The sequence below is a fragment of the Chromobacterium alkanivorans genome, assembly GCF_016937655.1.
GTDB lineage: Bacteria > Pseudomonadota > Gammaproteobacteria > Burkholderiales > Chromobacteriaceae > Chromobacterium > Chromobacterium alkanivorans.
Window position 1 is genome coordinate 301,267 of sequence record NZ_JAFHKL010000002.1, and the last position, 14,367, is coordinate 315,633.

At 69.3% G+C, this 14,367-nt stretch carries 4 protein-coding genes; all 4 read left to right on the top strand.

The annotated features are described in order from the left end of the window. Positions 1-94 precede the first annotated feature (94 nt). Positions 95-6,727, top strand: a complete 6,633-nt coding sequence (locus JW897_RS05015; protein ID WP_205465355.1) for a non-ribosomal peptide synthetase — start codon at positions 95-97, stop codon at positions 6,725-6,727. After that, positions 6,724-8,328 (top strand): MBL fold metallo-hydrolase, encoded by a 1,605-nt coding sequence (locus JW897_RS05020; protein WP_205465356.1) that lies wholly within the window; start codon positions 6,724-6,726, stop codon positions 8,326-8,328. Before JW897_RS05015 ends, JW897_RS05020 begins: the two co-directional genes overlap by 4 nt. Before the next feature lie 108 nt (positions 8,329-8,436). Continuing rightward, positions 8,437-11,172 carry a condensation domain-containing protein gene (locus JW897_RS05025; protein WP_205465357.1) on the top strand — a complete coding sequence of 912 codons (2,736 nt, stop codon included), beginning with the start codon at positions 8,437-8,439 and terminating at the stop codon, positions 11,170-11,172. A 79-nt stretch (positions 11,173-11,251) separates the two neighbouring features. Continuing rightward, positions 11,252-14,356 (top strand): non-ribosomal peptide synthetase, encoded by a 3,105-nt coding sequence (locus JW897_RS05030; protein WP_205465358.1) that lies wholly within the window; start codon positions 11,252-11,254, stop codon positions 14,354-14,356. The last annotated feature ends 11 nt before the right edge of the window (positions 14,357-14,367 follow it).

Consider the following 14,367-nt stretch of genomic DNA (forward strand, 5'->3'; position numbering starts at 1 on the left):
TCTTGCTCGCGAGATCGTAAATACGCTCTTAAGAACCGGTTCCAAATACTTTCCGGGCGGCCGCCAACGGCGACCGCCCATTGCGAGGTTCACGATGTCGAAGATCGCCGAAATCCTGCCGCTGTCGCCATTGCAGCAAGGATTGCTGTTTCACGCGCTGTACGACGAACGCGAGGCGGACGCCTACCATGTCCGCAACCGCTTCGAACTGCGCGGCGTTCTGGACTCCGACCGGCTCAGGCGCGCGGCCGAGGCGCTGCTGCGTCGCCACCCCAATCTGCGCTCCGCCTTCGTCTACAAGGGGCTGGCGCAGCCGCGTCAGGTGGTGCCCCGCGAGTTTGAACTGGATTGGCGCGAGGAAGACCTGTCCGGCCGGGACGCCGCCGCGCTGGACGCGCTGCTGGAGGCGGACCTGCGCCGCCGCTTCGATCCGGGCAAGCCGCCGCTGCTGCGCTTCATCCTGGTCAAGCTGGACGCCGAGCGCCACCAACTGCTGTGGAGCTTCCACCACCTGCTGTTCGACGGCTGGTCGATGCCCATCCTGATGGACGAGTTGTTCGCGCTCTACCGCCAGGGAGAATCGGCCGCGCTGCCGCCTGCGCCGCCCTACCGCGATTATCTGGCCTGGCTGCAACAACAGGACAAGGCAGCCGCCGCCCGCGCCTGGGCCGCCAACCTGGACGCGCTGGACGAGCCGGCCAAACTGGGCGCCGCCGCGGGGGAACGCCAACGGATCCTGTCCCGGCAAACCGAAACCGCCCCGCTGCAGGCGCGGGCGCGCCGGCTGGGCGTCACCCTCAACACCTTGCTGCAAGCGGCCTGGGCCATCCTGCTCGCCCGCCTCAGCGCCGTCGACGACGTCGTCTTCGGCGTCACCGTCTCCGGACGCCCGCCGGAGCTGCCCGGCGTCGAACGCATGGTCGGACTGCTGATCAACACCGTCCCGCTGCGCCTGCGCCTGCGGCCCGAGGAAACCCTCGCCGCCCTGCTGCAGCGCCTGCAGGCCCAGCAGGCCGCGCTGATCGAGCATCAGCACCTGAGCCTCGCCGAGATTCAGCAGGCGGCGGGAAGATCGGAGCTGTTCGACACCCTGCTGGTTTTCGAAAGCTATCCGGCGCTGCCCGGCGCGGCCGACGGCAAGGTGGCCGACGGCCTGGAGTTGATGCCGCTCGGCGGCGACGGCGCCGACACCTCGCACTACCCGCTCAGCCTGTGCGCCGTCCCCGGACCCGAACTCGAGCTGCGCTTCGGCTACCGGCCCGACCTCTTCTCCGCCGACGCCGTCGACGGCATCGCCCGGCAACTGCTGGAGCTGCTGCGCCTGATCGCCGAACAGCCCGAGCTGCCGCTCGCCCGCATCGCGCCAACCACCCCGGCCCAACAAGACGCGCTGGCCGCCTGGAACCGCACCGACGCCCCGCTGCCCGCCGCCACCCTGACCCAGTTGCTGCAACGCCAGGCTGAACTCAGCCCCGACGCCGAGGCGCTGCGCTTCGACGACATCGCCCTCAGCTACCGCCAGTTGCATCAGCGCGCCAACCGCCTCGCCCGCCGCCTGCGCGCCGACGGCGTCGGACCCGAAACCCTGGTCGCCGTCGCGCTGCCCCGCTCCATCGATCTGGTGGTGGCCCTGCTCGCCGTGCTCAAGGCCGGCGGCGCTTATCTGCCGCTCGATCTCGACTATCCGGCCGAGCGCATCGCCTTCATGCTGGACGACGCCCAGCCCGCCGTGGTCCTGTCCCGCTCCGAGCTGCTGGCCGGCCTGCCGGTCGAACGCGCCTTGTGCCTGGATCAGCTGGACGACGCGCTCGAGACGCTGTCCGACGCGCCGCTGGAACTCGCCGACAACGACGAACACCCGGCCTACGTCATCTACACCTCCGGCTCCACCGGCCGCCCCAAGGGCGCCGTCAACAGCCACCGCGCCATCGTCAACCGCCTGCTGTGGATGCAGCACGCCTACCCGCTGGCCGACGACGACGTGGTGCTGCAAAAAACCCCGTCCAGCTTCGATGTCTCGGTCTGGGAATTCTTCTGGCCGCTGCTCGCCGGCGCCTCGCTGTTGCTGGCCCGCCCCGACGGCCATCGCGATCCCGCCTATCTGGCCGAACTGATCCGCCGCCGCGGCGTCACCACCCTGCATTTCGTGCCGTCCATGCTGGACGCCTTCCTGCTGGAGCCCGCCAGCGCCGGCTGCGTCAGCCTGCGCCGCGTGCTGTGCAGCGGCGAAGCCTTGCCCGCGCCGTTGCTGGCCCGCGCCGCCCAGACGCTGCCCTGCCCGCTGCATAATCTTTACGGCCCCACCGAAGCCGCCGTCGACGTCACCGCCTGGACCTGCGATCCGGCGCGCGACAGCCGCTCGGTGCCCATCGGCCACCCAATCTGGAACACCCAGCTCTTCGTGCTCGATTCCATGCTGCGGCCGCTGCCGCCCGGCATCCCCGGCGAGCTTTACCTCGCCGGCGTCGGCCTGGCTCGCGGCTATCTGCGCCGTCCGGGTCTGACCGCCGAGCGCTTCGTCGCCCATCCCTTCGCCGTCGGCCAGCGGCTGTACCGCACCGGCGACCGCGTCGTCCGCCGCGACGACGGCGCGCTGGAATATCTGGGCCGCCTCGACCACCAGGTCAAGCTGCGCGGCCTGCGCATCGAGCTGGGCGAGATCGAAGCCGCGCTGCTGGACCAGCCCGGCGTCGCCCAGGCCGTAGTCCTGATCCGCGAGGACGCGCCCGGGCAGCGCCGGCTGGTCGCCTACGCGGTGCCCGCAGCCGGCGCCGAAGCCGACGTCGCCCGCTGGCGCGACGCGCTGGCCGCCCGCCTGCCCGACTATATGGTGCCCGCCGCCTGGGTGGCGCTGGACGCGCTGCCGCTGACCCCCAACGGCAAGCTGGACCGCCGCGCCCTGCCGGCGCCGGAGCTGACGCTGGCCGAACACCGCGAACCGGCCACCGAGAAAGAGAAACTGCTGGCCGAGGCCTTCGCCCAAACCCTGGGACTGGAGCGCGTCGGCCTGGACGACAGCTTTTTCAACCTCGGCGGCGATTCGCTGCTGGCGCTGCGCTTGAAGGGCCTGGCGCTCAAGGCCGGCATCTCCTTCGAGCTGGCCAGCCTGTTCGAACACCACAGCGTGGCGCTGCTGGCCGCCCATGCCGAACAGGCGGGCGCGGACGCCGCCGCCGCGCCGGCCGAACCGTTCGCGCTGCTGGACCCCGCCGACCGCCGGCGGCTGCCGCCGGACGCGGTGGACGCCTACCCGCTCAGCCAGCTGCAGCAGGGCATGCTGTTCCACAGCGCCTTCCGCGACGACTCGACGCTGTACCACAACATCGTCGGGCTGGCGGTGTCCCAGCCTTACGACGCGGCGGCGCTGCGCCGCGCGCTGGACGCGCTGTGCCGGCGGCACGAGTTGCTGCGCACCCGCTTCGCGCTGGACGGCTATCTGGAGCCCTTGCAACTGGTGTTGGCCACGGCAGCCATTCCGCTGGGCGAAGGCGACCTCGGCCACTTGCCGCCCGCCGCGCAGCAAGAAAGCCTGGCCGCCTTCATCGCCGCCTGGTCCAAACAGGCTTTCGACCCCGCCGCCGCGCCGCTGCTGCACGCCCACGCCCACCGACTGAGCGAACGGCGCTTCCATCTGACGCTGCGCATCCACCACGCCATCCTCGACGGCTGGAGCGACTCGGTCTTCATCGTCGAACTGGCCCAGCTCTACCAGGCCGAGCTGGCCGGCCAGCCGTGCCGGCTGCCGGCGCTGTCCAGCCGCTACCGCGACTACATCGCGCTGGAGCGCCAGGCGATGGCCTCGCCGGCCAGCCGGGACTTCTGGCGGGAACAGCTGCGCGGCTACGAAGCCGCCCCCGCGCTGCTGGCCCGCGAAGAGAACGCCGCCGCCGCGGCCGACGGCCCGCTGCAGATCAACGCCGACATCGCCATAGCCGACCCGGTTTCGGCGGCGCTCAGCGCGCTGGCGCGCCGCTTGAACGCGCCGCTGAAATCGGTGTTGCTGGCCGCCCACCTGGCCGCGCTGGCCATGCTGACGGGCAAGAGCGGCGCCTGCACCGCGCTGGTCACCAACGGCCGGCCGGAAACCGCCGACGCGGAGCACATGGTGGGCCTGTTCCTGAACTCGGTGCCGCTGCGCATGGAGATCCGGCGCGAATCCTGGACCCGGTTAATAGGCCGCGTGATAGACGCGGAACGGGCGCTGCTGCCGCACCGGCGCTATCCGCTGGCCACCATGCTGCGCGACGCCGGCCTGCGCGACGTCGGCGAAGCCATCTTCAACTACACCCATTTTCAGGCGCTGGAAGCGCTGGCCGACTGGCGCCAGCAAGACAGCGCGATGGACAACAGCTTCGCGCTGCAAGTCAACTTCCGCCCCGACGGCGCGCGCATCGTCGGCAGCCTGAGCGCCCACCGCGACGCCCACGACGCCGACGCGCTGCGGCGCTACGCCGGCTGCTACGCCGCCGTGCTCGCGCAACTGGCCGCAGAGCCCGACGGCCCGGTGCGCCGCCAAGACCTGCTGGACGAGGACGAGCGCCGCCTGCTGCTGGACGGCCGGGCCAGCGCCCGCGACATCGCGCCGCTGCCGCTGTGCGAGCTGTTCGAGCGCCAGGTCCGCCGCGCGCCGGACGCGCCGGCGCTGGACAGCGGCGGCGAAACCTTGAGCTACGCCGAACTCAACCGCCGCGCCAACCGGCTGGGCCGGCGGCTGATCGCCGCCGGCGTCGGCCCCGGCCGGCTGGTGGCGGTCGCGCTGCCCAAATCGGCGGCGCTGCTCGTCGCGCAACTGGCGGTGCTGAAAGCCGGCGCCGCCTATCTGCCGCTGGACCTGAACTATCCGGCGGAGCGGCTGGCGCTGATGCTGGACGACGCCCGCCCCGCCCTGGTGCTGAGCGACGCCGGCTCCGCCGCCCGCCTGCCGCAAACCGCCGGGCCGGTGCTGGCGCCAGAGGCCGACGATAGCTTCGCGGACGGCGACATCGGCCGGCAAGAAAGACTGCGGCCGCTGACGGCGGACGATCTGGCCTACGTGATCTACACCTCCGGCTCCACCGGCCGGCCGAAAGGCGTCGCGGTCGGCCACGCCGGGCTGGCCAGCCTGGCGCAGGACCTGAAGGAGCGCTGCGCGCTGGACGCGTCCGCGCGCGTGCTGCAGTTCTCCTCGCCGGGCTTCGACGCCTCGGTGCTGGAAATGCTGATGGCCTTCGCCGGCGGCGGCTGCCTGGTGCCGGCCAACGCCAGACAGCTGGACGCCGACAGCCTGCTGGGCACGCTGCGCGCCGCGCGCATCAGCCACGCGCTGCTGCCGCCGGCGCTGTTGGCCTTGCTGGAGCCGGCGCCGGATCTGCTGCCCGGCGCGCTGCTGGTCGGCGCCGACGCCTGCCCCGCCGAGGTGGTGGCCAAATGGGCGCCCGGCCGCCGGATGATCAACGCCTACGGCCCTACCGAATCCACCATCTGCGCCACGCTGAGCGACCGCCTGGCCGGCGGCGCGCCGCCCATAGGCCGGCCGGTGCTCAACAGCCAGGTCTATCTGCTGGACGAGGCCTTGCAGCCGGTGCCCGCCGGCGTCGCCGGCGAGCTCTACGTGGCCGGCGCCGGCCTGGCGCGCGGCTATCTGGGCCGCCCCGCGCTCAGCGCCGAGCGTTTCGTCGCCAACCCCTTCGGCGCGCCCGGCAGCCGGCTCTACCGCAGCGGCGACAAAGCGCGCCGCCTGGCAGACGGCCAACTGGAGTTCCTCGGCCGCCTTGATCAGCAGATCAAGCTGCGCGGCTATCGCATCGAGCCCGGCGAGATCGAGGCCGCGCTGCTCGCGCAGGCCGGCGTGGCCCAGGCCGTGGTTCTGCCTGTCGACGACGACGGCCGCAAGCGCCTGATCGCCTACGCCGTGCCGCGCGCGGGCGTCGGCCTGGACGGCGCGCGGCTGCGCGCCGGGCTGGCCGCCAGCCTGCCCGACTACATGTTGCCCGCCGCGGTGATGGTGTTGCCCGCGCTGCCGCTGAACGCCCACGGCAAGCTGGACCGCGGCGCGCTGCCGGCGCCGGCGTTTTCGGCCGTGCCGCAGCGCTTGCCCGCCACGCCGGCCGAGCAGGCGCTGGCCGAGCTGTTCGCGGAGACGCTGCGGCTGCCGGCGGTGGACCTGGACGCCGGCTTCCTAGAGCTGGGGGGCGATTCGCTGCTGGCGATGCGGCTGGCCGCCCGCATCCGCAGCCAGCTGGGGGTCAAGCTGTCTATCGAACAGCTGTTCCTCGCCCCCAGCGTCGCCGAGTTGGCGCGGCAGCTGGCGCCTGGCCGGCATGAGCGGCGCCAACTCCGGCTGACCGTCCGCCGCCAAGACGGCGCGCCGGTCTCGTTGCGTTACGAGGGGGAACTGGACTTGCCGGCCTTGCGGCAAGCCTTGCGCGAGCTGGGCCGCCGGCACGCCGCGCTGAACCCGCCGGCCGAGCCGGCCGCGGCGATCTCAATCGCCAACGGCCTGGCCTTGCCCGCCGCACTGCGTCAGGCCGCCGACAGCGATGCCGGCGCGCCGATCGCGCCGCTGCTGCATGAACTGGCTCAGGCCTACGCCGACCGCGCCGGCGGCGGCGAACCCGCTTGGACGCCGTTGTCGCGACCATACGCTGACTACGCGGCCTACGCCTCGTCGCGCGCAGGATTCAGCGAAGCGACGGCGCCGGCTTCGTCCCCTTCCACCCCTTCTTCCCCGACATTGGAGCAAGCATGAGCACACCTCGTCCCGACGACGCCGTCTATCTGAAAAGCGGCGTCAAACTGGAACCCCTGTTCCACCGCTGGTACGCCTGGAGCCATCTGGTGTCGCCGGTCCAGCAGGCGATCAATCTGGCCTTCCGCCAGATTCCGCTGCTGCGTTCCTTCATCGCCAATCCCAGCGTGCACATCGCCGCGTCCAAGAACCCCCAGATGCTGGGCGGCCCCTTCCTGGAGCTGGCGGCCAGCGACCTGCCCGCGGTGCGCCGCCTGCTGCAAGACACGCTGAAGGACGCGGAGCCGCTGCTCCGCTTCGCCGAAGACCTGCAAAAGCTCAATCGCCAGCTGCAGCAAACCGCCAACGGCCACAGCCTGGATTCGGTCTACGCCGAATTGCCGCCCACGCTGGCCGGCCTGGTCGAAGTCAGCTACGACCTCAACCACCATCCCGGCCTCCGCGTGCTGGACCAATTGCTGAGCTACCCGGCCGCCGCGGACGCGGACCATCAGACGCTGGCCTTCAGCACCGAGCGCGACGAACAGCGCCATTTCTTCCTGAACACGCCCCGGCTGGACGGAGACGCCAGGCTGGTGCTCCCGCTACCCTTCGCCGACCCCAATCACGAAGCGCTCGCCGCCAGCCGGATACGCGCCGTCCCTTACGCGGAACTGAAACAGGCTCTGAAAGTGCCGGCGGAACAGGAGGCCCGCTTCCGCGGCTTCTTCGACGCCGAAGCGCCGCAACGCGAGCAGCCGGAGTATCACGGCGGCGATGTGCGCATCCGCTATTTCGGCCATGCCTGCGTCCTGCTGCAAACGGCGTCCACCTCGGTGCTGATCGATCCCTTCGTCACCTGGGACCGGGACGGCGAACCGCAGCGGCTGACTTTCGACGACCTGCCCGACCACATCGACTACGTGTTCATCACCCACAACCACCAGGACCATTTCAGCCCGGAACTACTGCTGCAACTGCGCGGCCGCATCGGCCGCATCCTGGTTCCGCGCCACAACAGCCGCAGCCTGGCCGATCCGTCGATGAAGCTCACCTTGCGCGCTCTCGGCTTCCGCAACGTGTCCGAACTCGAGCCGATGGAAAGCGTGCGCTTCGACGACGGCGAAATCGTCAGCCTGCCGTTTTACGGCGAGCACGCCGACCTGGACATCGAAAGCAAGCACGGCATGTTTCTGCGGCTGAAAAACCGCCGCTTCCTGTTCCTGGCGGACTCGGACTGCAAGGACCGCGCGCTGTACCGCCGCATCGTGGAGCGCCTGGGCAAGGCGGACACCCTGTTCATCGGCATGGAATGCGACGGCGCGCCGCTCAGCTGGCTGTACGGCCCCTACACCGGCAGCCCGCTCAGCCGGCGCGACGACGAATCCCGCACCTTGTCCGGCTCCGACTGCGAGCACGCCTGGAGCATCGTCGAGGAATTCGACTGCAAGAAGATCTACGTCTACGCGATGGGGCAAGAGCCCTGGATGCGCTTCGTCACCGGCCTGGAGTATTCAGCCGACAGCAAGCAGATCGTCGAGTCGAACAAGTTCCTCGAGCGCTGCCGCGCCGCGGGCCTGAGCGCGGAGCGGCTGTACGGCTGCAGCAGCTTCAACTGCTGAACCTTTCCAATGTCCGCCGCGCGTCGTGGAAGCCGTCGCCAGCTTGGGACGCGGGGCTGAATAAAGGCTTGCTCTTGTCGACTGATTGCCGACCCAAGGTATTCGTTTATGAAATTTTCACTCGATGCCGGCTACGGCTGGCTTGCGTCCTTTCAGCAGCAAGGGCTGTTCCGCCTTGACCAGCTGACGCCGGACACGCCCTCATGCTCGTTTCCCATCGCGCTGCAGATCAGCGGCGCGCTGGATGTCGCGGCATTGGAAACGGCCCTGGCCGCGGTCGTGGCCAAGCATGAGGCCTTGCGCAGCACGCTGGCCTGCGACGGCGACGAACTGCGTTGCTGGACGCGGCATGCCTGGCCCGGCCCCTTGCTCCAGCTAAGGCGCCTGGAGCCGGACAGCGGTAACAAGGCCGAGCTGGACGCGGCCGTCCGGGACATCGTCCGCCGCCCCTTCGATCTGGCGACCGGGCCCTTGTTTCGCTTCGTTCTCCTTCAGCAGGCGGAGACGGAAGCGCGCCTGCTCATGGTGTTCCACCAGGCCGTTTTCGACGCCTGGTCGACCGGCATCCTGGCAGCGGACCTCGAAACGGCCTATGCCGCCGCCTTGAGCGGCGGCGACGTCGAACTCGCGCCGAACGCGCTCGATTACGCGGATTTCGCTCATTGGCAGCGCGAGCCGTCGCGCGCCGGCGCGTACCAACGGCCGCCATCGAACGCGGACAAGATACGGACAGACGGCGCCGAGTTGGCGCTCAAGCTTCCTTCCGAGCTGGAACAAGCGCTGCGCCGGCTCCAGCAGGAAACGGGAGAGACCTTGTTGGCCGTGTTCTCGTCCTTGCTCGGTCTTTTCCTGGGCGCGCAAAGCGGCCGGGATGAGGCCCTGATCGACGCCTTCGTCCCGGGACGGAGCCATGCGGAAGACCATGAAATCATCGGCCTGTTCGAACACCCGCTCCCGCTGCGGCTGCGCCTGGACGCCAAGCCCAGCCTGCTGGAGGTGCTGGATCAAGTCCGTGAGCAGGCCTTGCCGGGATTCGAAAACCAGAACACCTCGTTTGAAAAACCCGTCGCCGCGCCGACTCCCCCCTCCTTGGCCCGCCCCCAGTTCCAAGCCGCCGCGCGAGTGCAGAAACGACCGCGCTGGCGTCTCGCCGGACTGCGGCTGGCGGAGCAAGCCGCGCATGCCGGAACATCGAAGCGTGACTTGAGCTTTGTGCTGGATGAACGCGACGACGGCCTGTGGCTGGCGCTCGAGTACGCCGGCGCCGTGTTCGAAGCCGCTGCCGCCCAGCGGCTGTTGCACGGGCTGGTCCAGTTCGCCGCGCCATGCCTGGCCGAGCCTTCCCGCCGGCTTGACGAATGGCCGGCGGCCGATCAGCTAGACCTGACCCTGAACGGATCATGGCGGGACGGCGACGAGGCCGCCGAGCCGGGCCTAAGCCAGGCCGACGCCGGACTCGGCCAGCTGTCCAGCAATCAGCAAAGCCTGTATTTCTTCGAGAAACTGGCCCCGGACCGCGCGCTGTACAATGTCCCGCTGCATCTGGAGATGCGCGGCCAGCTGGACCCCGCCCGCCTGGAAGCGGCCCTGAAGCAGTTGCTGAGCCGCCATCAAGCCTTATCCACGCGCTTTGTGGAAACCCCGTCCGGCCTGCGCCAGGAAATCGGCGCGCCGCCCTCGCGCCTTCTCGAGACAGCGGACCTCAGCCAACTGCCTCAGGAGAGCCGCGACGCCGGCTTCGCCAGCCTGGAACGGACTTTCAGCTCAACGGTCTTCGATCTCGCCGCCGGCCGGCTGTGCCGCTTTTGCCTGGTGCGCCGCGACCGCGAGCACAGGGCCTTGTTGATGGTGTTTCACCACATGGTGTTTGACGGCCATTCCGCCCAACTATGGCTGCGCGATCTGCGCGCCCTGCTGCGGGACGGCGCCTTGCCCGCGGCCGGCCCGGCGACGACCGTGAGGGAAGCCGCCGCCGAAGAGCGGGCCTGGCAACGCAGCCGCGATTATCAAACGGAACTGAACCGCTGGCTCGACCGCCTGACCGGAACCGCGACGCCGCTCAATCTCAGACCGGATCGCCCGCGTCCGATGCGGCGCGACTACGCCGGCGCCTTTCTGGAATGCGCCTTGCCCCAGGCGCTGCTGGGCGAACACATCCAGCGCGCCGCCCAGCTCGGCGCCTCGCCGTTCATGGCCGTCGCCGCCCTGCTCGCCGGCTATCTGTCCGCGCGCGGCCATCAGGCCGACGTCTGCATGGGCTTCCCCCATGGCGGGCGCGGCGACGGCGCGACCGAGGAAACGATAGGCAATTTCGTCAATTTGCTGGCCTTGCCGCTGCGGATCGAGGCCGCCGACACCCCGCGCAAGCTCATCGAGAAAACGCGCCAAACCGCCCAGGCCAGTTACGCCGGCTACCGGGTACCGTTCTCCTCCCTCGTCGAGCGCCTTGGCGTGGAGCGCATTCCCGGCCAACACCCGATCTTCCAAGTCGTTGTCACCGTGGATCAGGACTTCAAGGGCTGGACCGAGCAGGGCCTGAGCGTGGCCTTGCTGCCGGGCACCAACCCCATCGCCAAGTTCGACCTGGCTTTCGGCTTCAATCTGGCGCGCAGCTGCGTCCGCATCGAGTACGCCACCGATATGTTCGATCCGGCGTCGATTGCAGACATGGGCGCGGAACTAGCTGCCCTGCTGTCCCAATGCGTGCGGGGCTTCGATGCGCCGCTGCGGCAAGCGGCCGGCGCGCCGGTAGCCGCGGAGGTGCCGCGCGCCGCGCCCAAGCTGCTGAGAAAACCGAAGCCGGCCAGCGCCGGGGACGCCGGCTGCGCGGCGGACGCGACTTGAACCGATGCCAAGCGCTCGCGACGCGCAGCGGACTTTGAACAGGCTCGAAGAGCCTGTGCCGACAGGACATGAAAAACCAATGACTCATCCAACAGAACTCGGCGCCTGCCGAACGCTTGCCGAGGCCTTCTCCCGCTCGGTCCAGATGTTTCCCGATAGAGTCGCCGTGCGATGCGCGGCGGCTTCGCTCAGCTACCGACAACTGGATCAACGGGCGAACGCCCTGGCCGGCCGGCTCCGCGCCCAGGGCGTGGGCGCGGAAACCCTGGTGGGCTTGTCCGTGCGCAGATCGTCCGATCTGATTGTCGCCATGATGGCCATCCTCAAGGCCGGCGGCGCCTATGTGCCGCTGGACCCGGAGTATCCGGCCGAGCGGCTGAACTACCTCATCGGCGACGCCCGGCCCAAGATGATCATCGTGGACCAGGAATCGCTGGAACGGACGGCAAGCGCGGCGTCCGCCAACGGCATCCCGCTGCTCAATCTTGACGCCTTGGCGCCGACGTCCGGCGACCTCGCCGCGATGCCCGCCGCCGCCGAATCGCCGAATCGAGACGGCCTGGCCTATGTCATCTATACCTCGGGCTCCACCGGAGGCCCCAAAGGCAGCCAGATCACCCACCGCAATGTGCTGCGTCTGTTTAGCGAGTCCCAGCCTTACTACGACTTCGGACCGGAGGACGTCTGGCCCCTGCTGCACTCCTACGCCTTCGATTTCTCGGTTTGGGAAATTTTCGGCGCGCTCTTGCATGGCGGCACGCTGCTGGTCCCCGAGCTGGCCACCATTCGAGATCCCTCGGCGCTGCTGGCTTATTTGCAGCGGCACCGCGTGACGGTGCTCAATCAAACGCCGTCCTTTTTCTATCAGCTCGCCCTGTATCTGAACGAACATCCGGAAAAACGCGAGGCCGTGGCGTCGCTGGCCTTCGTGGTGTTTGGCGGCGAGCGGCTGGACCTGACGCAGCTCAAGCCCTGGTTCAAGACCATGGGCGACGACGGCCCGGTGCTGGTCAATATGTACGGCATCACCGAAACCACCGTCCACGTCACCTTGCATGTGGTCGAGGCCGACGAGTCCAAGCGCAGGAAGTCAGCCGGCATCGGCGCGGCCTTGCCGGACTTGTCGCTGTTCCTGCTCGACGACGCCTTGCGGCCGGTGGCGACCGGCGAAATCGGCGAGCTCTACGTCGCCGGCCCGGGGCTGGCGCGCGGCTACCTGGGACGGCCGGGCCTGACCGCCGAGGCCTTCATCCCCTGCCCCTTCCCCGGCCACGAAGGCGCGCGCATGTACAAGACCAAGGATCTGGCGAAGATCGATCAGCACGGCGAGCTGGTTTACGAGTCGCGCAAGGGCGGCTACCTGAAGATCCGCGGCTTCCGGGTCTCGCTGGCCGAGATCGAATCCGCGCTGTGCGAGCTGGACGGCGTCGCCAACGCGGTGGTGCTGGCCGCGGCCGAAGACGGCCGCGACCTGATGTCGGCCTATGTCCGCTTCGCCGCCGCGCCGATGAGCTTGTCGGCGCTGCGCCAGGCGCTGGCGGAAAAAATACCGGGCTTCATGATGCCCCACCACTTCCATTGCATCGACAGCTTGCCGCTGACCGCGCACGGCAAGATCGATCGCAGCAAGCTGCCGCACATGGCGCGCCCCCTGAGCGACGAACGCCCGCCGGACGCGCCGGCCTCGGCCGACGAAGCCGACATGACGGCGATCTGGAGCCGGATACTCGGCGTGGACCGCCTTGGCCCGCAAGACGACTTCTTCGCCTTGGGCGGAGACTCCATCCGCGCGGTGGAGCTGATCATGGCGCTGAAGCGCGCCGGCTGGTCGGCAACGGTGGAGGACGTGTTCCACTCGCCTAACGTCCGCGACCTGAACGACCGCAGCCAGCGGGGAGAAACCGGTTTGCCGCCGGCGCCGGCGAAACTGGCCGATGCCGTGTCCGATATGCAAGGCCTGATGCTGGAGCAGTACCAGGCGGCTCCGGCGGGCCTGGGCGTCTATCACGTGCAACAGTGGTTCGACTGCGAAGACGCGGCGCTCGACATCGAGCGGTTGACGCAGGCTTTCCGCTTGGAGTTTTCCCGGCACCCCGTCTTCCGCACCCTCTTCGTCCGCGACGGCGATGCGATTCGCCGCATCGACGCGGAGACGCTGCGCGTACGCCTGGACACCGTCGACCTCCGCCGCGACGCCCCGCCGCGGCAGCAGGCGCTGATCGCCGACTACGCGCGCGCCGACCTGCATGCGCCGTTCACCCCCTTCGAGGCGGCAGGCGAAATGGCGCGGCTGCGCTTCTTCCACACGGCGGACCGCCGCTGCGTCGTGTTCCTCAGCATCCACCACGCCATCGACGACGGCTGGGGCCAGCAACGCTTCTTCGACGCGGCGTTCCAGCGCTATCAGCGCCATACCGCTGTCGCGGCGCCGGCCTGCGCGGACGTGTTTTCCGAATACGTCGCCCTCCAGCAACAAATGGCCTTGGATCCGGCGGCGATTGAATACTGGCGGCAGGCGCCGTTTGCCGGAAAACAGACGGTTGAACGATGGAGAGAGCCCCCGACAGCGATGATGGAACACAAAAAGCGCATCGCCCCCCGGCTGGTGGCCAGCGCAGGCCGCTGCGCGCGTGAGCGGCGGATCCAGCCGCGCTCCTTGTATTTGGCCGCCGTCGGGCATGCGATCGCGCAAACGACCCAAGACCCTCAAATATTGATGGGGGTGGTGGTCAACGGCAGGGTGCCGGAACTGAGCGATCCGCTGGAAGCGGTGGGCCTGTTCTGGAACTTGCAACCCTTGTCGTTTCAGGCCTCGGGATGCGCGCTGCAAACGGCTGGCGAAATCCACCAGCGCCTGTTGCAACAGGAGAAGTACGCGCTCTACCCGCACAGCGCGATTTTCGATGCGCGCAGCCCCGGCCGCGAGTTTTCCCACACCTTCAACTTCACCAACTTCCGGGCGCTGGACGCGCAAGCCGCGGACTTGCGCAACTGGGACGGCGTGGACAGATTCCACTACCCGGTCAATATCGCCGTCCATCTGGACGACGGCTCGGAAATCGCCGAATTCCGGCTGAGCGGCGATCCCGCCCATTGCGGCGACGCCGCGGCGGAGGAGCTGTTCCAGGCGTTCGAGGAGGCTTTGGCCCTCGCCGTCGGCGCGCTCGCCGACATCGGCGCATGATGAAGCGCCTG

Bases quoted from the DNA above. Each gene is read 5' to 3' on its own strand.
- JW897_RS05015 (WP_205465355.1), top strand. From the start codon at position 95: ATGTCGAAGATCGCCGAAATCCTGCCGCTGTCGCCATTGCAGCAAGGA.
- JW897_RS05020 (WP_205465356.1), top strand. From the start codon at position 6,724: ATGAGCACACCTCGTCCCGACGACGCCGTCTATCTGAAAAGCGGCGTC.
- JW897_RS05025 (WP_205465357.1), top strand. From the start codon at position 8,437: ATGAAATTTTCACTCGATGCCGGCTACGGCTGGCTTGCGTCCTTTCAG.
- JW897_RS05030 (WP_205465358.1), top strand. From the start codon at position 11,252: ATGACTCATCCAACAGAACTCGGCGCCTGCCGAACGCTTGCCGAGGCC.